We start from the raw sequence: 20,878 nt of genomic DNA, 5'->3' as shown, positions 1-20,878 counted from the left end.
TACAGTGTCGCCGCGTAAGAGAAGAAATATACCTATTCATCTATTAAAATATAAACTCCTATAACGCCTTTTCTGTATAAGTAGGGATTGGCGCCCATTTCGGATTGTTCTTATCAATTCTGGCAACTAGAACGGTCATGTCATCCTCAATTTCTCCAGAGGAACTGTTCCGGATTACTTCTTCTAAAATGATGTCCGCAATTTCTTGCGGATCATCTGTTTGAATCTCTTTAATAATTCTCTTTAACCAAATATCTACGTTTTCGATATGCTTTGGTGCCTCATATATGCCATCACTCATCATGATTAAGAGATCACCAGCTTTCAACTGGTCATTTACCACTTCGACGTCGAAGTCTTGAATAATTCCGATTGGTAAGTTACTTGATTCTACCGTTTGAATGGTTTTCCCTCGTTTTATGAAACTAGGGGTAGATCCTATCTTTAAAAATCGAACTGCTGCATTATGCAAGTCCATTACCGCCAAATCAAGTGTAGAAAAAATCTCATCACTTGTTCGGAGCGATAAAATAGAATTAATAGACTTAATCGCTACTTGCTCCTGTATGCCTGATTGCAAGATTTGCTGGAGAAGCCTTAGTGTTTCGACACTTTCTTCATGGGCTCTATCTCCATTTCCCATTCCATCACTAATGGCCATGGCATATTTGCCAGCACCTAGTTCTATCGTCGTAAAGCTATCACCAGACACAAGCCCACCACCTTTTGCTGCATGAGCCGCTCCTGTTTCAATGACATATTTTCTGGCAGATCCAAAAGATAAATAACAATAGCCGTTCGGGAATGGAGATACCTCTTCTTCTTTGACCACAACGTCTTCTTTTAAAATATCTGAAAGCATCGGGGCGATAAGCTTTGGCCCCTCTCCATGATAATTATAAAAAGACAGATTCATTTCTATATCAATATTTCCTTTTTCAAGGCTATAGATATCTAATTTCTCTAGCTCTATTCCCATATGATTTAAGCCTGCTACAATTTCCACTTCTTGTTGTTCATGATTTTCGCGCTCTTTTACAATTTCTTTTGCAAAATCTCCCATTACCTCCGATACACCTAATAGTTGATCCGCGACAAATTGGCGACTTTCTGTTACTTGTTTTTTAAGCTTCTTATTCGCGTTATAAAAGGATAGTTCATGTTTCATTGTATCTACGACGCGTTTCGACTTCACACAATGATTATCAAAGTTATTTTGCAATACTTTATTCGGTTGATTCCCCGTTTCTAACTCACTTTTCATGTCAGCCATTAAATCGTATGTTTTATCAAACTTCTGCGCCCAACACACTTCTTTTTTGAAACAAGATTGACATGTTTTCTCTGTAACATTACTTAGGAAGTAATCCATATCCTTCGTTTGCTCTTCTTCTACGGCAATCTTCTGTTCATGATTAAAGCTTTTCGATAGTGCTTGGAAGACATGAGAGAACTGTTCGACTCTGCTTGCAGTTACATCGCGAACCTTCTGCAGGTATTGCTCTTGTTCTTTGGAATGCTCCACTGTACCTGGTATGTATCTCGATATCATCTTTATCCAGCTCTCTGGTGTACAGAAGAACAATAACACCGCACATAACGTCTCTAATAAAGAGGATAAAATGGTGTCGACACCATTTCCGTAGATACCGACTAACAATGTTCCTACAAACAACCCAAGACTTACTCCGATTTTTTTACCGTCCTTTAATAGGCCTCCTAATAAACCAGAGAAAGCTAACAAGCTCATCTGGTATAGACTGGCTACATTGGCTAAGCTTAAAATTAAACCAGCAACGACACCAACTGTTGACCCAATTGCTGCCCCACCTACATACGATAACCATAGCACCAAATAACGAGAAAGGATTTGTTCCATAGAAGCACCTTGAATCTCCCATCCAATCGTTCCCGTTAAGACAGAGGCTAGTAAAATGATCATACAAACAATTTCTTCATTTTTTAACGACGGTTTATAACGTTTTGGTGATAATAATGGAATACTCTGCATAAAAATAAGAACTAAGACCGCACTCAAAACTCCTTCCACTGCTGCTAGCGTCCATTCATAGGTAGATAATTCGCTCGTAAAGGAAAGAGTAAAGATACGCGGTAACCCACTAGCAAAAAACACGATAATCGGCAATATTCTTTGCTGATGATCCATCGTCTTACATAAGGACGCAAAGAAGATAAAAACGACCGAAGCAAGAACGACAAATACTCCATGCTCCCAATTCAAGGTTAGAGCTCCTATTACCGTTGCCAGCATCACCTTAAAGGACTTGTCCTTTCGCATAAACCAAACGGATGCTAAAAAGGAAAGGGCAAAGGGAGATACCGATGATAATACAATCGCTCTTCCAAGCAAAAAACCAACTAGGAACAAGAGCCATCCCTTTTCTAAGAAAAATAGTTTCGTCTTATCTGAAAGCTTTCTTCTAAAAGATTCTATCCTCTTTTTATCGACCAATATGGATTTGGATCCGCTACTTGTTACTGAATCCATCATTACACACCACTCCTTCTCTTCCGTCTATTAAAGCACACCCTCTCTTCATTTTTTGTCAAAACAACAGATATGCCGTGACAAAATGTTCGACTTCTTTCTAGGTGTCCAAGCCTGTTTCAACATTATTTAAAACATGACTTGTCGTATTACCAAAAAACTTTTTTTAATTGGTTTCGCTTACATGAATTTTAGGTCTTGATTTCTCTTTTTAGACGACTATAATAGTTCTTGCGGTGAATAGTTCGTGCAGGAACTATTTTTTTATTTGGAAGGAGATCCTCATATGGATAAAAACGAAAAAATAACTCGCATTATCCAATCGTTTCGTGCAGTCAACCGTAACTTTTTAATTCATATCAAACGAAATGCAAATGATTTAGGAGTAACGACACTGCAATTACAAATATTAAAAATACTTCATGAGAACCCTGAAATGGGGTTAGTCGAGCTCGCAAATAAGATTGAATCGAGCAAAAGCACAGTGAGTGAAACTGTGGAGCGACTAGTTAAAGCGGGGTATATTGAACGAAAACGATCTCCTAAAGATCGACGTGCACTTGTTATGCGCTTGACCGATAGAGGGGAAACCGAAAAGGCGGAAGCTCATAAGGAATATATGAAACGTTTATCTGGTCTCGATGCTTTAGACGATAAAGAGGTGCAGACCCTCCTTTCTCTTCACGAAAAAATCATTCAAAATATTAAGACAGACGGAGATGAAAAAAATGAGTAGAAGTACTTATATAGAAGCCTCTAAAGTAAATAAGAGGCCTATTATTTTTGTTATGGTTCTAGGAGCATTTGTTGCCATCTTGAACCAAACGTTAATGAACATTGCTTTACCCGTAATGATGGTCGATTTAGATATAACCGAAAATACCGCACAATGGTTAACGACCATTTTTATGCTTGTGAACGGTATCGCTATTCCCATTACTGCTTTCTTAATGGAGAAATATAGTACGAGACAATTATTTTTAACGGCGATGAGCCTTTTTGCACTCGGAACCTTAATATGTGCCCTTTCACCAACCTTTTCTTTAATTCTAATGGGGCGGGTGGTACAAGCTGCCGGGGCTGGAATTATGATGCCGCTTCTAACCAACGTAGTTCTAAGCTTGTTTCCAATTGAAAATCGTGGGGCAGCTATGGGACTAATCGGGTTAGCCATGATGTTTGCACCTGCAGTTGGACCAACACTATCTGGTTGGATTGTGGAACATTATTCTTGGCGTTTGTTATTCTATATCATTTTACCTATTGCCATTATTGATGTTATCTTAGCTTTTTTCCTATTACGAAATGTTACCAAGCTATCCAATCCAAAAATCGATATTTTGTCGATTATTCTATCTACTTTTGCATTCGGCGGACTCCTTTACGCGTTCAGTAGAGCAGGAAATGAAGGCTGGGGAGATGAACAGGTGATTGCAACGCTTGTCATTGGTGCCGTTGCGATGGTGTTCTTCGTAGCAAGACAACTACGCATGGAAAGACCGATGCTCGAGTTTCGCGTTTTTAAATACAGCATGTTTACCTTATCAACGATTATTAATGTGGTCGTAACGATGGCTATGTTTGCTGCTATGATCTTAATCCCTTTGTATTTGCAGCTTATTCGTGGATTCACACCGCTAGAGTCTGGATTACTATTGTTGCCAGGTGCCCTAATTTCAGCGGTTATGTCCCCCATTACTGGTAAACTATTTGATAAAATTGGAGCAAGACCTCTTGCTTTGACTGGTCTGTTTATCACAGCTCTTACGACGTTCGGCTTAACCAATCTTACAGACTCCACAACATATGGGTACATGATGTTTGTCTACAGTGCTCGAATGGTTGGGATTTCTATGATTATGATGCCGATAATGACAGCAGGATTGAACCAATTACCAATGCGTTATTATCCACACGGTACTGCGATGGCAAATACGTTACGCCAAGTTTCAGGAGCAATCGGTACAGCTTTCTTAGTTACTGTTATGAGTAACCGGCGTGAAGATCACATGAGTGAATTCTTACCGAATGGGGTACCAAATGATCAACAGGTAGCGTTCGCCATGCAACACGCAACCATTGAAGGGATAAATGATTCTTTTATGGTTGCTACTGGATTTGCGATTTTAGGATTCGTTCTATCCTTCTATTTAAAAAGAGTGAAATCAGCAGATGAAGAGGAAGCAAAACGAGCTAAAAGCTATCCAAAATCAGAATCACCAAATCCGAGTTAATAGACGAAAAGGGACTACTTATTAGGTAGTCCCTTTTTTACAATTCCATTATTTTTTGAAAAACCTCTCGATAATAGGAATCCTCATGTGCGACAAAATCATTTTTGCTAAACGCTCGCTTTACCGGATTCTTCTTCGCATCCTGAATAACGAATCCTTCCCCACTCACGGATTCCCTTTTTCCTTCAAATAGTTCAACCATGTCTTGTGCACGTATCTCGAATAAACCAGTAACCTCTGATTCTTGTACCGCATAATCCAATATAGGTTGATTGTATCTTCCTACGAAAACATGGCAACGCTCGCGGTCCAAATATGGCGCTTCCACAATGGTTTCTTTGATTAATCCAACAGGAATCAACTCATTAAACATAAGTTGAATTCCAAGCTCCTCTTCCAATTCTCGAACTCCATCCTCAGGAGTCTCCCCGGCTGCTAGATGACCGGCAGCACTAATATCCAACTTGTTTGGGGAAATATCTTTAGCTGGATGGCGGAGTTGAAAAAGTACCGTACGTGTGTCCGATTCACCCTTAATGATCCAACAATGAAAGGTCTGATGCCATAATCCTTCTAAGTGAACGGTTTCGCGATCCTCCACTTTGATAAACTGTCCATCTTCTGTCCATACGTCCAATTTCTCATCCACTCGTACACTTCCCTCACAGATGCGCAAGGTGGCTCACCTGATTTACATCATGAACCTGCCATGCTTCATCTATATACTGAATTTTGCTCCACCCAGCATTTTGTAATCTCGTATTTTTTGAATTCATTTCCCCATTCGAAAGGGTGGAAAGAATACAACCGATTACTGCACCATGTGCAACAAGCAATACTCGTTTGTATGGGTAGGTTTTGTTTAACATCTCTAAACCGGTCATTACTCTGTTCTGAAATGCTTCATAGCTTTCCGCTTCCGGAAAATTACGATCTGGATATAAACGATTACGTTCTTCTGCTAGTAACCCTTCTGCTTTCCCGAAGGAACGCTCTTTAAAGTCTTCCATTTCCACAAAGGGAAGATTCAAGGCCTCATTAATAATTTCTGCTGTTCGTTTTGCTCTTTGCAGAGGACTGCTAACAATGATATCCCAATTCTCTCGCTTAAAATATGCCTTACAAGCTTCTGCTTGGGCTATCCCTCGCGCATTTAACGGTATGTCTGTTTTACCTTGCAATTTACCGGCTACATTCCAATCTGTTTCCCCATGCCTGATTAACGTTATCATTGGTATCCCCCTTTTCTCGTCTACCTATAGTTTATCCTGTTTTTTATTAAAAAGGTAGTCGAGTTCAAAAGATGGTTGACACGATTACTAAGCTGTTGTATTATATTCTTTGTGACTTTGACACGGCGGTGTAGCTCAGCTGGCTAGAGCGTACGGTTCATACCCGTGAGGTCGTGGGTTCGATTCCCTCCGCCGCTATCTATTATAAAAGGACAGGCTATGATGCTTGTCCTTTTTTGTTGTAAGCAAATAGTAAAAAAAGCTGATACATAAGTGTATCAGCTTTTCAACTCTCATATATACGGTTTTTGACCCGTTCGTTTATAGATAAGGCATTTATATATCGCCCTCATCATAGACAGCAAGGTTAACCTTTTCTAGCTCCACGACCTCCGCGTTTTGATTCCGTATGCTTCTTCAAGGAAGCTAAACGGTCCTCAGAGTCTTTCAGAAAACGATTCATTTTCGCCTCGAAGGTCTCCGTACGTTCCCGATTATTTCTTGGATTAGGTTTACGACGGTCTGGATTATCTTTGGCCTTTTTAATCGATAGGCCAATCTTCCCATCATCTTCTACATTAATGACTTTTACTGTTACTTCATCACCAACGGATAAATGTTCATTAATGTCCTTTACGTAGTTATCAGCAACCTCACTAATATGAACCAGCCCTGTTGTTCCACCCGGTAACTCGACGAATGCTCCAAAATTAGTGATTCCGGTTACCTTACCTTGTAACTTGCTGCCTACTTCGATTGACATAAAAAAAATGCTCCTCCTTAAAAGTTTAAAAAATATCTCACCTTATATATTATATATAAGCTACAAAAAGCGTGTCAATAAGACGGGTCTTCCTCAGGAAGTTTAAAAATTATTTCGCCTTTTTTAGAGAAAAAGTAATTGGTTCTAGCAATTTCTTTCACATATTCTTCATCTTGTAGTAGTTGGACTTCCTGTTTCAGATCCTTCTCTTCTTTTTTAAGGGAAGTCATTTCTTCTTTCATTTCCTCGTACTGCTCTTTCTTTTCTGCATATACAATCTGCTGATTTACATGATACGAAATAAGGGAGCCGAATACGATCATAGCTAGTATTGCAAATAGCACTAGCCGGCGATAGAGTCGTTTTCTTTTTTTGTGTTGTCTTTTTACATGAGCATCGTACTGCTTCATATAAGTAGAATTAATTCGTGCTACGGATTTTTGTTCTTTTCTTGTCACCGACAGGCTACCTCCTTATTATCACTTCTTATCAGAATGTTTCCGTTTGGTTATTTTATTCTTTATTTTACTATAAAATCCTGCTAAATGGGTGATTTTATTTTTCGCATTTTTCGGTATGAGTCGCCATATAAGCTTGCCCATTAGTCGAATCGGATAACATATGAGGTTATATAAGAAAATCATCACCCACATCAATCCTCCCCATAGAGCCATTACAATGGTGAGGAGTAGTTGAAGGATACGAATTATTGGTCGAATAAAAATCGTTAGAACCATTCGATAGGAAAAACGATAAACCGAAATAAAGGAGTCTATAATCTTTTCTAGCATCCGTTGATAAAGGCTTTTGAACAAGGCATTGTAAGCTGAGTAACCACACAATAATGCTAAAAGTATATAAAATCTCAGCTCACCTTGATTGACACGAAATAAGAGATAAAACAAGATTAGGGATTGTAACAACCAAAAGCTGATTTCAATGACATAAGAAAAAATGGTTCTTTTTTTCCAAGCATCCTCAAAGCGTCTAAACGTTTCAATCGCCATTCCTAAATAAATTCCTCCGGCGATCATGGAAATAATCGTTAGGAATTGAACGGTTAACGTCATTTAAAAAGCTTGCTAAAGAGTCCTTTAGCTTTCTCCCCATGTTGATGTTCCTCTAAGTAAGAAAGCTCATAAATTTTCCCTTTAATAGACACGTTCCCTTCTTCTAAATCTAGGTTTTTCATTTGAAGGTTCTCGCCACGAACAATCAAAAACCCCATGACCGTCTGTAACAAGAATTCCTCATTATCGAAGCTATCCACTTCTTTTACACCGGATATTTCTAGGGTTCTTCTATTGCTCATTCTGACGTGATGTTCTACTTGTGCCCTTACAGATTGATTATTTTCATAATAGTTCATAATCTACAGCCCCTCCTTTTATCCATATAAATGTATGTACAGAGGGACAAGTTTAGAACTAATCTTGGGAAACAGGTTCCTCCTTTTTAATCGAATATAATGACGCTGCCTCTTCTTTGCGCACAATATCTTTTAATGACTCTACTTGGACCGTGACAAGCTTCTGACCGAACTGAATTGTTAGCTCGTCGCCGACACTGACATTCGAGGCTGCTTTTGCAGGGTTGCCATTTATCGTAATTCGTCCTTGATCAGCTACCTCTTTCGCCAACGTTCTTCTTTTTATTAACCTAGAATTCTTTAAAAACTTATCTAGTCTCATTACGAATTCTCCTCTTTTCGTTCTACTTGTTTTGCTTTCTCCCAGTATGCATCTAACTGATTTAAACTTAATGCTTGAAGCTTCTGATTGTTCTTCTCTGCTTCTCTTTCCATAAATCTAAATCTCGTCTTAAATTTTCGATTTGTTTGTTTTATGGAAATCTCTGGATTTACTTTATAATATCTTGTTAGGTTGACGATAGCAAATAACAAATCACCGAATTCTTTCTCTATTTCATTCGGATTTTGAGCCGCTATGGCTTGTTGCACTTCTTCCATTTCTTCTTTTATTTTCTCCCACATAGGTTCTGAATCCTGCCAATCGAAACCAACCTTTGCGGCTTGCTTTTGAATTTGTTCGGCCTCTAATAGTCCAGACATTTGATTCGGAATCGCATCCATAAACGATGTGCGCTCAGATTTTTCTACCTTTTTTATTTCATCCCAGTTTTTCACCACTGTTTCCGCGGAAGTGGCAACGACATCTCCAAATACATGTGGGTGTCTTCTTATCATCTTATCTGTAATCGATTGGATGACATCATCAATTGTAAAAAATCCTTCATCCTCTCCAATCTGGCTGTGAAGCATCACTTGTAACAGAATATCTCCCAATTCCTCAATCATGCCATCATCGTCCAGTCCATCCACCGCTTCTATGAATTCATATGCCTCTTCTAGCAAATATTTCCTTAACGATTCATGAGTTTGCTCCTTATCCCATGGACAACCATTCGGGCCCCGTAATTGAGCAATCACTTCTCTTAATCGGAAAAATTGGTGAGATAATTGCTCACGTTTTGCAGGAGGAACATAAATACTAGTTAGGTTACTTAAAGAAACCGACTGATCTAACTCAACTAATGGGACTTGAATCACCTTTTCCTCCTTGCTTCCTACAGCGTCGACAACCGTGACCAGATAGTCTGGATCTAAGTCTTCTAAGAGAGTGAGCTTTACTTCGGAAGCAACGAAGGAATCATACACTTGGCAAAAGACTAGATGTTGTAAGTAGTTTAATTCCTCTCTCCGAAATGACGTTCCATCGACAAATTGAAATCCCTCAATAGGATCGATACGTAACGCGGTAAACAAATCATCTAAATAGCTTTGTCCACCCACAATGGTTATTTCCACATTCGACTGTTGCTCTAACAACTGAACGGTTTTTTCTGCTAGCATCGGGTGGCCAGGGACTGCGTAAATAATGGATTCCTCTTTAGCTTGTTGAACAAGGTCCTCAACAATGGCTTCATACACATCACCGAAGTCTGCATGCGCTTCATAAATAGCATCATACCCCTTAAATGTTACACCCTCCTGTTTCAATGTAGAAATTACAGGATGATCCTCAGTCCGAACATAAATTGGAGATGGAGAAGTGGTTAGTTTTTTGTAAATTCCCAAAGGAAGCTGATCAATATCCCCTGCTCCAAGTCCGATTATTTCAATTTTTTTCATGGACGAAACCTCCATCTTTGAATTTCAATCAATAAATCTGCAAAAGGCAGTTCGCGAAGATCTTCTTCTTTAAATGCACGTAAACGAATGAGTAAAATCACATACAAACACCCAGCTAAGACACAAATAATCCCAACAAACAATGCTGTTTCAATACGACTATTAAGAAATGAACTGTAAGCATATAACTGATTCATAGAAATAACGAACCCTGTCATAACGAGTAACGAAATCATAAAACGGAATAGCGGGATAGGAAATGGTCGAATGCCTTTCACCTTCTGTTTTAATACGAAAACATTTATCGCACATAAAATCAACACAGAAATAATCGTAGCTAGTGCCGCCCCCATGATTCCGAATTCAGGTATCAAAAGCTCGTTCCCGCCAAATTTTACGAGAAATGCAAATAAGACAAAGATAGCTGTTCGATAAACGTAACCCAACCCTTGTAGGATAGAAGAAGCAGTCAATGCTGTAGATGCAAAAAATATAGTAAAGGACAACAGTTGAAGACTATGTACACCTTCGTTCGTTTCATAGAGCACTTGGTTCGCCAGAGGCATAATGGTCATCAAGCCAACAGAACAAGCAGCCGATATGTATATACTGAATCGAAGCGCACTTTCCATATGGAGTCGGAATGATGCTGGAGCACGCTGGTAACGCTTCTGTGTTACCGATGGGATGAGAGCAAGTGCCAAAGACGACCCTAAGACTGTTCCTAGTTGAACAAGTGGGTACCCCCTGTCCAACACACCTTTCCACTCCTTAGCTTCCAGTAATGAATAGCCAAAATCTAGTAACCCATTCACAACATTTAACGCATCAGATAATTGCAAAAGCAATAACATCATATAGTTTAGACAAATGAAAAATCCGTAACCAAATATGACTTTACTGTACTTTCGCCATGAAAAAGAGACTTTTTGCCAGGTTAGAGTAGGAATGGATTTCATCCATGTCCAACCTAGCCATGTGGCGGAGATTCCCGCAGCAACAATTGCACCAACCCCTGCTCCCTTGGCAACTCCATATAGGTCCCCATTCGATTGGACGACCACTATGGAAAAAAAGAGAATAACCGTCACTCGCGTTATTTGTTCTAAAACTTGGGATATAGCGGTTGGTCTCATGTCATTCATGCCTTGCGAAATCCCACGGAATAAAGAAGTAAATGGAATCAGTAAGAAGGTAAACGCAGAAAGCCGAAAAGCCGGAGAGAGATGCACATCTCCCATCCAAGCTGCGATATGCTCTGCTCCTAAGTATAAAAATAAAAACAGCAGTCCATTTATGAAAAAAAGAAGTGCTGTCAAGGGAAGGTAAAAACCATTTACGGACAGAGACTTTTCTTCCTCCTGAAGGTTTGCAACTAGCTGTGAGATGGCAGCTGGAAACCCATATAAGGAGAGCGTAAGTGCAATTCCAAGTATAGGATAGACCTGCTGATACATATAAAAACCCAGATCCCCTGTTATATTCTGAAGTGGAATCCGGTAGCCTGCACTTATACATTTACTAACAATGCCTGCAACAGTGAGTAATAAAGCTCCTCGAAACAGTTGCTTCGTTGGTTGTCCCATACATACTTTTTCCTTTTCTCTCTTTAGAATGCCTTTATTATATCATAGGACTGTACTCTGTTTAAAAAAGAGGACTGTCCCCTTACATAAGAAACCCTCCACTTTAGAGTGGAGGGTTTCCTACATGATGTTACCTAATCGAAATAATGTCTTTATCCGAGCTTTGAACACTTCCTTGAGCTTTTACTTCTACGGACTGACCTTGTGAAAGGTTCGTAAATACAATAGGAGTAATGGTAGAAGTTGCGTTTTCTTCAATGTAAGCGAGGTCTACTTCCATCAGTACTTGACCTTGCTTCACTTCTGCACCTTCTTCTACCTTAGCAGTGAAGCCTTCTCCTTTTAGGTTTACGGTATCAATTCCAATATGAATTAAGATTTCTGTACCATTTTCTGCTAGCAAGCCAATAGCGTGCTTGGTAGGGAAAATGTTTACAACTTTTCCGTTAACAGGAGAAACAATGTTTCCTTCTGTAGGTTTAATCGCAAAACCATCGCCCATCATTTTCTCAGAGAATACTTGATCTGGGACTTCCGTAATACTCATAATTTCACCAGAAAGTGGACTTACAAATTCTAAGTCTGCTGTGATTGGCGTAACCGCATCGTTTGCTTTATCTAGAATTTCTGAGACATCTTCCTGTTTTCGAGGTGTCTTACCATCGATAATATCTTGAATTTGACCACGTAACGTATCGGATTTAGGTCCGAAGATTGCTTGAATGTTATTTCCAACTTCCATAACACCAGAAGCACCCAATTTTTTCAGACGGTTCTTATCTACATTCTTAATGTCATCTACACTTACACGTAAACGTGTAATACATGCATCTAAGTTCGTAATATTTTCTTGACCACCCATTGCGGAAAGGACTTCGTATGGAAGGTCTCCTACTTCATCTGAATCATCATCCTCTTCCATTTCATCTTCACGTCCTGGCGTTGCAAGATTAAATTTAAGGATTGCCCAACGGAATCCAAAGTAGTAAATAACAGAGAATACAAGACCAATGATGATGACCCACCACCAGTCCGTACGATTCGGCATAATACCAAATAAAATAAAGTCAATTAAGCCACCAGAGAAAGTCATTCCAATCTTAACGTCTAAAAGATACATCGTCATAAAGGATAAGCCCGCAAAAACAGTGTGAATTGCAAACAGTAATGGGGCCACGAATAAGAATGAAAACTCAATTGGCTCTGTAATACCTGTTAAGAAAGAAGTTAACGCTGCAGAACCCATGATACCAGCTACGACTTTCTTTCTTTCCGGTTTTGCAGTATGATAAATCGCTAATGCTGCAGCTGGAAGACCAAACATCATGAACGGGAATTTACCAGTCATAAAGTTACCAGCTGTAAATTCCACCCCATCTTTTAATTGCGCAAAGAAAATGGTTTGGTCTCCTCGTACAATATCTCCTGCTGCGTTCGTATATTGACCGAACTCAAACCAGAACGGCGAGTAGAAAATGTGGTGCAATCCAAATGGAATTAACGCACGTTCAATGACCCCGAATACAAACGTAGACAACGTACGATTCGTTTCTAGCATGAAATGAGATAACGCGTTTAGTCCATCTTGAGCAAATGGCCACACCCAATACATAAGAATCCCTAAAAATACGGAAGTAAACGCTGTTATGATTGGTACAAATCGTTTTCCCGCAAAGAATCCTAAAAACTGTGGTAACTCAATGTTAAAAAATCTTCGATACATGAATGAGGCGAGCACCCCGACAATAATACCACCAAAGACACCTGTTTGAAGGGTTGGTATCCCTAGTACAGCAGCATATGCAGGGTTGTCTGTCATTTCGGCAGTTACACCACCGAATACTCCCATCGTTTTATTCATAATCAAATATCCAATAATTGCAGCAAGACCAGCTACTCCATCTCCACCAGCTAACCCGATGGCTACCCCTACAGCAAACAACAACGGCAAGTTATCAAATACGACTCCACCAGCCGCTTCCATTATTTCAAGAATTTGTAGCACTACTGGGTTGCCAAACCATGGAAACTTAGCAATCCATTCCTCTTGAGCAAAGCTCGTTCCAAACGCAAGTAAAATACCTGCAGCAGGTAGCAATGCTACCGGCAACATAAGGGCCTTACCAACTTTTTGCAAGGTACCAAATGCATTATTCATGTTTTTTCCTCCTTTTTTTGTAGTGATAACAGAAACAGAATGTATGGAATAAGAACAAAAAAAAGCATGAGTATAAAAGAGTCAGCAAAATAAGGAAACGGATACATTCCATTCCTTACTTTACCCATAAAACTCTTGAATACTCATGCCTGATCGAATCAGTAACACGTATGTTAAGATTTATTGGATAACCGTTGTAAATGAATCGTTAAGTACAAGACCTCTGATTCATCCACTGGCTTATTTAATTGTTTCTGCATCACTTTTATCAATTTCCAAGCAAGATTATAGCATACTGGGTATTCATTTTTCAATAGTTCTGCTAAACGGTTTTCTTTTCCTAAGGATTCTCCGTGATGGACCCTATCAATAGCCCGATGTAAATGCTGAATTAACCGATTATAGTCTACCGTACCTCTGTCCAGACTTAGGTCTAACTCGTCCTCAATAATCTCCACAAATCGAGAAATCAACTTATTATGTTTGTTAATATCTCGTAAAGCTTTGTCCGTCACAGCACTATGAATATGAAGCGCAATAAATCCGATTTCCCCTTCAGGTAAAGAGACCCCCATTTGCTTTTGAACCATGTCCACTACTTCGCGAGCGACTTGATACTCCTTAGCGTATAAGGACTCAATTTCAAATAAAAAAGGGTTCGAAAAATAAATGTCTTTCTTTGCACGATTAATAGCAAAAGCGATATGGTCCGTGAGAGCAATGTGAATGTGTTCGTTTAGTTCCTGACCCATTCGGTCTTCAATGTATATTAATACGTCATTCATAAAATCTATAATAGCTTGGTCTAGATGAGGAAGAAGATTCATGTATTGTTCCTTTTCATTTTCTCCCTTAAGAAGAAACGTTTTATCCGCTTTATCAAATGGAACTGTTTCCCCTTGCTTTCGGTTAAAGCCAATCCCCTTTCCAATCAAGACGACTTCTTGATAGGTCGGATGCACACCTATTAACACATTATTATTCAACACTTTTTCGATACGTACCTGTTCTACCATTTCACCGCACCCTTTTTCTTACAAATCCGCTTTCATGCCCACAAGTATATCGCACTTCTTTTCGGTTGAAAAGAAATAAGAGAATAGAGTAGCTGACGATATGGAAATAGAAAAAGGCTAAACCTCAAGAAGTTCCCACTTCCAAAGGCTTAGCCCTCCTCGTCTATCCCTATTCCATTTGTCTTGCCAGAAAACTTGCTGCGGTTTCCACTGCTTTATGCTCGACAGCACTTAGCTTTTTATCATCTTTTGATAAAATCATGACACATCCAATGGGATCTCCGTTCGCCACGATTGGGCTTACTACATATGATCCAACCTTTTCCTCATTGCCATCCACGATTTCCAGCATGGACTCTTCAGATTCAGAGATAAGGGAACGATCATCCATCGCTTTTTCCATCAGTTTCCCGATGCTTTTTCCTAAGTATTCTTTCTTAGATTCACCAGATACAGCAATGAATTCATCGCGGTCACATATAAGAACTGGTGAGCCGAGCGAATCAAATAATGCATCCGCATATTCCTTCGCAAAGTCACCTAATTCACTAATTGGAGAGTATTTCTTTAAAATAACCTCTCCTTCTCTGTCTACAAAAATTTCTAAAGGATCTCCTTCGCGAATGCGTAGGGTTCTTCTTATTTCTTTCGGGATAACTACTCTACCCAAATCATCAATTCGACGTACTATTCCTGTTGCTTTCATAATCTGTGTAGCCTCACTTTCTTTGATGATCTTTTCTGTCTGGCAATCCTTCCACGTAATCATAAGAGAAGAAGAAATAACCAGTTGTGTTTCTAGTATAGGTTACCTCGTGAGAACTATACATTTTTGCTACATTTTTCATCTATTTTTGATTGGAGAGCACTTCCTCCCGCTTCATGTTTTGTAAGGCGGCAAGAAATTCTTCCGTTTTTTCATACCGTTGGACATACGTCTGCTTATCCCATTGAAAAACAACCTTTAGCTTTCGGTTTTCTGTACCAAGCTGTATCATTCTTCCGTACTTGTTTGCATACTCAAAAAGCTTAGCCCCATCGATCAACTGACTTGCTTCTTCTTCTACAATTAATTCGAGTTTTCGTTTCTTTTCGCTTATGGATTCAACTCGTTGTTTCTTCGCTTGTACTTTTAGAGAGGTTACATGAAATAGATTCTCGATTTCATCTGGATAGTCCCCGAAACGGTCAATCATCTCATCTCTAATATCATGAATATCTTCTTGAGAATCGGCTGCTTGAAATCGTTTATACATATCAATCTTTTGCTTTTCATCACGAATGTACGTATCTGGAATATACGCGTCTAAATCTAAATCAAGCTCCACAGTAAAGGGCTTAAAATCTGTTTTTGTCTTCCCTTTTTTACGAGCTTCAATGGCATCGGTTAGCATTTGCGAGTACATGTCGAAGCCAACCGAATCAATAAAGCCGTGCTGCTGGGCACCAAGAAGATTTCCTGCACCACGAATGGACAAGTCGCGCATGGCAATTTTAAAGCCCGATCCTAGCTCTGTAAACTCTTTAATAGCTTCTAATCGTTTTTCTGCTATTTCGGTCAGTACTTTATCAGGTTGATACGTGAAATAGGCATAGGCAACACGATTTGAGCGTCCTACTCTTCCTCTTAACTGGTAAAGCTGGCTGAGTCCCATTCGATCCGCATCATAAACAATTAACGTATTCACGTTTGGGATATCAACACCCGTTTCAATGATGGTCGTACTGACTAATACATCAAATTCTCCTTCTAAGAAGGAAAACATGACATTTTCTAGCTCGGACTCGTTCATTTGACCGTGTGCAAACGTAACCCGTGCATCCTCTACTAAAGCAGAGATTTCTTCCGCCATACGTTCAATATTATCTACTCGATTATATAAAAAGAAGACTTGACCACCTCGAGCCATTTCCCGTTCAATCGCCTCACGTAAGAACACTGGATTGTATTCCAATACATAGGTTTGGATTGGAAAACGATTCTCAGGTGGTGTTTCTATCACAGATAAATCTCTTACTCCTAACATAGACATGTGCAACGTTCTCGGAATTGGGGTTGCCGTTAAGGTTAATACATCTATATTCGTCTTTAATTGTTTGATTTTTTCCTTATGCTTTACACCAAATCGCTGCTCCTCATCCACGATAAGTAAGCCGATATTTTTATATTCCACATCTTTTGATAATAAACGGTGTGTACCTACCACGACATCTACTAAACCTTTTTTTAAATCCTCTAACGTTTGCTTCTGTTGTTTTCTAGTCCGGAAACGACTTAACAATCCGACATTAATCGGATAATCTTGAAATCTTTCCATAATCGTTTCGTAGTGCTGTTGCGCTAAGATGGTTGGTAGGTACGAGAATCGCCACTTGCTTCCCATCTGCAATTGCTTTAAACGCAGCTCGAATTGCAACCTCTGTTTTCCCATATCCTACATCTCCACAAAGTAATCTGTCCATCGGCCGCGAGCGTTCCATATCCTTTTTAATTTCCTCGATACACCGAAGCTGATCTTCCGTTTCTTGATATGGAAAGGCATCTTCAAATTCACGCTGCATGAGTGTATCCTCAGCAAAAGCATACCCTTGTGTTGCTTCCCGCTCTGCATACAATTTAATCAAATCATCTGCGATATCCTCTACCGTAGACTGGACTTTACTTTTTACCTTTTTCCACTCAGATCCACCAAGCTTATAAAGCTTCGGCTCTTTTCCTTCTGAACCTACATACTTCTGAACCAAGTCAATTTGATCGATTGGAACAAATAGCTTGTCATCTCCAGAATATTTAATCAGCATAAAATCTTTATGAAGGCCATTTACTTCCAGTGTTTCAATGCCTAAATATTTTCCTATTCCGTGGTTTGCGTGAACAACATAATCTCCTACCTTTAGCTCTTGATAGCTTTTGATTCGTTCCGCATTTGAAATTTTTTGTTTTCGCTTAGGTCGAACTGTTTTTTGTTTAAATAACTCACTTTCCGTTAAAATGGCGAGTCGATGTAAAGGGAGTTCAAAACCACTGCTAATTTGCGCCTGTATGATTGTTGGCTTCGTTATTGGAAGTGTAATGTTATCTGATGCAATGTCGGCTTCCATATTATAATCCGCCAATACGGACTGGATTTTTTCAGCTCGTTTTTCATTCGGTGCGAAAATAAGAACAGAAAAATTCCCTTTTTCCCACCGACTTATCTCGTTTTGTAATAAGTTCATTTGTCCATGGAACTGCTGCATGGAACGACAAGATAGATTCACAATATTTTGCGGGTTCGTGTTTGGAATATGCCGTAAGAATACAGATAAATACAACCTTGGCTGTTCCATTTTCGCCCAAACATCTACCCAATCAAAAGAAATCTGATTATCTCGGACCATTTGCTGGCTAGCTAACAGTCCGTTCATCCATTCTGCTTCTTCTTGATCAAGGCGATTTGCAGTTTCTTGAATACGACTCATTTCATCCAATATTAATAAACCGTCTTTTGGCAAATAATCTAATAAACTAGCAGGATGCTCATAGAGAAAATGAACATACTTATACATTTCCTGAAAGCGTTCTTGTTCCCGCATGCGGTCAATATCATGGCTAATGAGGGTAGAGAGCTTTTCCTTCTCTTCCTTTTTCGTTAATTTCTTTAACGAATGCGCTAATGCTTCTTCTAATTTATCTGCACCAGAAGCAATATCATGATCTGTTAATAAAAGCTCTGTTGCTGGAACAATCGGTGCTTTGGATAACTTATCAAGAGAACGTTGGGTCTCTGAATCAAAATAACGAATAGAATCTACTTCTGTATCAAACAGCTCTATTCGAATCGGATTCTCCTGTGTTAAAGAAAAAATGTCTATGATACCCCCTCGGATACTAAATTCACCTGGGGTTGATACCATTTCCACTCGTTCGTAACCCATCTCCACCAACGTTTCAATAGATTTTTGTAAATCAATATCCGTTCCAACTTCAAACGTAATCTGGTGTTTCTTCCAATAAGAAGCAGGAGGTAAAATCCTCTTTAATGCCGCAACAGGTGCAATCAATATGCCTGCATCTTCGTTTAGCCATTGCGTCAGCGCATCAATTCGTTGACTCCTAAGTTCTGGACTTGCAATAGCAATCTCAGACGCCATCAATTCATTAACTGGATACAGAAACACATTCACTCCAGAAGAAATTTCACTTAAATCCTCATAAAGCTGTTGTGCCTGCATTAACTGATGTGTTACTAACAATATTGGTTTGTTCAACGATTCACTAATCAAAGAAGCGAGCATCCCTCTCGCAGAACCCGATAAGCCTGATACAAGCTGTTCAGATAACCCGCTGGAGACCCCCGCTACAATGGAATCTATATCTTCTTTTGACTTTAAATAGTCTTTTATGCCTTGCATTTCGTAAGTTTCCCCCTGACGTTCAACCTCTTACATGTTGGGTGGAACAGTTCTCCATCTGTCTTCACTTGTACTCATAAACATACGACAGTGTGAATCATTTTCCTATGTTTTGAAAGTGCAAAATGCTTTGGATTTCATCCAAAGCTAATGTTCCATTTTCTATTGGATGAAGTAGTCCAATTCATGATAATGAGGATTGTGTTCTAATGATTCTTGGCAGTTCTCACAAATCGTTTGGATATGGATATCCCCATTGTCTTGATATTGGATCATCTCCCGTTTTTCTTGTTCCGAAAGCTCATGCCAACCTAAAGATTTCGTATCCACCACTTTTTGATGCAGCTCACCGACCTGATTTCCACAATGATTACACTTATAAATTAACGGCAAATTAATTCCTCCTCGAACACACTAAATGTTTCTATCAGTTTGTCCGAAGAGTTCAAAATCTATACGCATTCCTTTTACCATTAAGAAACCTGCTCAGGTTTTAAAATGTATGCGGTTTTAGTTAAATTCATTCATAACCTGCTCAAAAGGCTTGGAGAACCATGCGTCACAAGCATCAGCCGCTTTATAAATTCCTTCCCTAGCAAGTACCCACTCCTCTTTCGTGAATGGTTCTGTCACAAAATTAGGGACGGGCTGTGGTGTTGTTGGTCTTCCGATTCCGACACGGATTCGTTTAAACTCCTTTGTTCCTAAATGATCAATCATAGAACGAATCCCATTATGTCCTCCGTGACCACCTTTTTGTCTTAAACGAATCTTGCCATTCGGCAAGTCTAAATCATCATAAATGACGACGATATCTTCTGGATTTAGATTATAAAAATCCGCTAAAGGACGGACGGACTCTCCAGAGAGATTCATATATGTCAAAGGTTGAAGAAAAATAACCTTTTCCCCTTCTACTACATGTGTTGTAAATTGACCGTTAAACTTTTTCTTATCTAGTGACAGCTGGTGTCGTTTCATCAGTTCATCTACGACCATAAATCCTATATTATGCCGGGTATCTTCAAAGCGTCTTCCCGGATTACCGAGCCCTACTATACACTTCATAAATTCACGTCTTTCTTCCGATTTTGTTGCTCTTATTGTAACGTAATAAAGCTCCAAAAATAAAGCAGAAAAGAGCACGATCTCTTGGATCGCGCTCTGAATTACGTTTATTCTTTGTTTTCATCTTCATTACTTGCTTCCGAATCCGCATCAGCGATTTCCTCTGGTGCCTCTACTTCATCTTGCTCTGCTCCACCATCTGGCGGTAAAACTGTAACAACCGTCGTATTATCATCTTCTAAAATCTCATAATCTCGTCCCGATTTTAGATCACCGATTGTAATACTGTCTCCAACTGCTAAATCGGTCACATCAATACTAATTTCTTCTGGGATATTTGCAGGTTTAGCTCGTACAGCTAGATGATAGAGTGGTTGTTGCAGCACTCCACCATCTTTCACCCCGACCGATTCACCAGTTAAATGCACCGCTACCTCAACGTCCATTTCTTGAGACATATTTACCACAAAAAAATCTGCGTGTAATAATTCTCCTTTTATAGGTTCTACTTGGTAATCATGTAGCATAACATCTACTGATTCCCCATTCACGTCTAATGAGATAATTGCGTTTCTACCTTCATCTCTCACGGTTTTTAATAATTCTAAACTGTTAACTGAAATCGTAGTAGGTTCTCTATCATTCCCGTAAACAACCGCAGGAATCATTCCGTTATGTCTAATTTTTCTAGTGTTAGATTGTGTTAAATCTTCTCTATTGTCTACCTTTAATGTGACTGTCAATATAATCACCCTCCATGAAAATA

General features: G+C 39.3%; 18 protein-coding genes, 1 tRNA gene and 1 pseudogene. 3 read left to right on the top strand and 17 right to left on the bottom strand.

Annotation, left to right across the window (positions count from 1 at the left end; genetic code table 11):
- Positions 1-58 precede the first annotated feature (58 nt).
- Positions 59-2,512 carry a stage II sporulation protein E gene (spoIIE, locus tag FN924_RS00450; protein WP_143891594.1) on the bottom strand — a complete coding sequence of 818 codons (2,454 nt, stop codon included), beginning with the start codon at positions 2,510-2,512 and terminating at the stop codon, positions 59-61.
- A 283-nt stretch (positions 2,513-2,795) separates the two neighbouring features.
- Here spoIIE and FN924_RS00445 point away from each other — a divergent pair, with 283 nt between their 5' ends.
- Both FN924_RS00445 and FN924_RS00440 read left to right on the top strand, forming a co-directional pair.
- Positions 2,796-3,245: a MarR family winged helix-turn-helix transcriptional regulator gene (locus FN924_RS00445; RefSeq protein ID WP_143891593.1), complete on the top strand. Its 450-nt coding sequence runs from the start codon at positions 2,796-2,798 to the stop codon at positions 3,243-3,245.
- Positions 3,238-4,743, top strand: a complete 1,506-nt coding sequence (locus FN924_RS00440) for a DHA2 family efflux MFS transporter permease subunit (protein WP_143891592.1) — start codon at positions 3,238-3,240, stop codon at positions 4,741-4,743. Before FN924_RS00445 ends, FN924_RS00440 begins: the two co-directional genes overlap by 8 nt.
- A gap of 37 nt (positions 4,744-4,780) precedes the next feature.
- Here the strand turns inward: FN924_RS00440 and FN924_RS00435 are convergent, their stop codons facing one another.
- Both FN924_RS00435 and FN924_RS00430 read right to left on the bottom strand, forming a co-directional pair.
- Positions 4,781-5,392, bottom strand: coding sequence for an NUDIX hydrolase (locus FN924_RS00435; protein ID WP_158633894.1), 612 nt, complete (start codon positions 5,390-5,392; stop codon positions 4,781-4,783).
- A gap of 13 nt (positions 5,393-5,405) precedes the next feature.
- The gene (locus FN924_RS00430) at positions 5,406-5,981 is read right to left on the bottom strand and encodes a histidine phosphatase family protein (protein WP_143891590.1); all 576 of its coding nucleotides are present in this window, start codon (positions 5,979-5,981) and stop codon (positions 5,406-5,408) included.
- 118 nt (positions 5,982-6,099) lie between these two features.
- On the opposite strand from FN924_RS00430, the gene FN924_RS00425 reads away from it, so the two are divergent.
- A tRNA-Met gene (locus FN924_RS00425) sits at positions 6,100-6,173 on the top strand.
- Between the two features lie 169 nt (positions 6,174-6,342).
- Here the strand turns inward: FN924_RS00425 and FN924_RS00420 are convergent.
- From FN924_RS00420 to FN924_RS00355, 14 genes and pseudogenes are all read right to left on the bottom strand, one after another.
- The gene (locus FN924_RS00420; protein ID WP_143891589.1) at positions 6,343-6,738 is read right to left on the bottom strand and encodes a S1 domain-containing RNA-binding protein; all 396 of its coding nucleotides are present in this window, start codon (positions 6,736-6,738) and stop codon (positions 6,343-6,345) included.
- A 74-nt stretch (positions 6,739-6,812) separates the two neighbouring features.
- Positions 6,813-7,196, bottom strand: a complete 384-nt coding sequence (locus FN924_RS00415; RefSeq protein ID WP_228409521.1) for an FtsB family cell division protein — start codon at positions 7,194-7,196, stop codon at positions 6,813-6,815.
- Positions 7,197-7,217: 21 nt separating this feature from the next.
- A complete protein-coding gene (gene yabQ, locus FN924_RS00410) occupies positions 7,218-7,808 on the bottom strand; it encodes a spore cortex biosynthesis protein YabQ (RefSeq protein WP_143891588.1) in 591 nt (196 codons plus the stop codon).
- Entirely contained in the window at positions 7,805-8,107 is a 303-nt protein-coding gene (yabP, locus tag FN924_RS00405; RefSeq protein ID WP_143891587.1) for a sporulation protein YabP, read from the bottom strand. The genes yabQ and yabP overlap by 4 nt, the downstream gene beginning before the upstream one ends.
- Positions 8,108-8,165: 58 nt before the next feature.
- On the bottom strand, positions 8,166-8,429 hold the full coding sequence (locus FN924_RS00400; RefSeq protein WP_143891586.1) for an RNA-binding S4 domain-containing protein: 264 nt from the start codon (positions 8,427-8,429) through the stop codon (positions 8,166-8,168).
- Positions 8,429-9,889 carry a bifunctional methyltransferase/pyrophosphohydrolase YabN gene (gene yabN, locus FN924_RS00395; RefSeq protein ID WP_143891585.1) on the bottom strand — a complete coding sequence of 487 codons (1,461 nt, stop codon included), beginning with the start codon at positions 9,887-9,889 and terminating at the stop codon, positions 8,429-8,431. Before yabN ends, FN924_RS00400 begins: the two co-directional genes overlap by 1 nt.
- On the bottom strand, positions 9,886-11,475 hold the full coding sequence (locus FN924_RS00390) for a putative polysaccharide biosynthesis protein (RefSeq protein WP_143891584.1): 1,590 nt from the start codon (positions 11,473-11,475) through the stop codon (positions 9,886-9,888). The genes yabN and FN924_RS00390 overlap by 4 nt, the downstream gene beginning before the upstream one ends.
- A gap of 130 nt (positions 11,476-11,605) precedes the next feature.
- Positions 11,606-13,633: a glucose-specific PTS transporter subunit IIBC gene (gene ptsG / locus FN924_RS00385; RefSeq protein WP_143891583.1), complete on the bottom strand. Its 2,028-nt coding sequence runs from the start codon at positions 13,631-13,633 to the stop codon at positions 11,606-11,608.
- 173 nt (positions 13,634-13,806) lie between these two features.
- The gene (gene glcT, locus FN924_RS00380; RefSeq protein ID WP_143891582.1) at positions 13,807-14,649 is read right to left on the bottom strand and encodes a glucose PTS transporter transcription antiterminator GlcT; all 843 of its coding nucleotides are present in this window, start codon (positions 14,647-14,649) and stop codon (positions 13,807-13,809) included.
- A gap of 169 nt (positions 14,650-14,818) precedes the next feature.
- Entirely contained in the window at positions 14,819-15,355 is a 537-nt protein-coding gene (gene spoVT, locus FN924_RS00375) for a stage V sporulation protein T (protein WP_143897062.1), read from the bottom strand.
- A gap of 142 nt (positions 15,356-15,497) precedes the next feature.
- Positions 15,498-19,044, bottom strand: a pseudogene (gene mfd, locus FN924_RS00370) (transcription-repair coupling factor).
- Between the two features lie 162 nt (positions 19,045-19,206).
- Positions 19,207-19,437 carry an anti-sigma-F factor Fin gene (locus tag FN924_RS00365; RefSeq protein ID WP_143891581.1) on the bottom strand — a complete coding sequence of 77 codons (231 nt, stop codon included), beginning with the start codon at positions 19,435-19,437 and terminating at the stop codon, positions 19,207-19,209.
- Between the two features lie 117 nt (positions 19,438-19,554).
- The gene (gene pth, locus FN924_RS00360) at positions 19,555-20,112 is read right to left on the bottom strand and encodes an aminoacyl-tRNA hydrolase (protein ID WP_143891580.1); all 558 of its coding nucleotides are present in this window, start codon (positions 20,110-20,112) and stop codon (positions 19,555-19,557) included.
- A gap of 107 nt (positions 20,113-20,219) precedes the next feature.
- Entirely contained in the window at positions 20,220-20,855 is a 636-nt protein-coding gene (locus FN924_RS00355; RefSeq protein ID WP_143891579.1) for a 50S ribosomal protein L25/general stress protein Ctc, read from the bottom strand.
- Between the last annotated feature and the right edge of the window lie 23 nt (positions 20,856-20,878).

It is taken from the genome of Radiobacillus deserti, from assembly GCF_007301515.1.
Classification (GTDB): Bacteria; Bacillota; Bacilli; order Bacillales; family Amphibacillaceae; genus Radiobacillus; species Radiobacillus deserti.
This window is presented reverse-complemented; position numbering and strand designations above follow the sequence as displayed.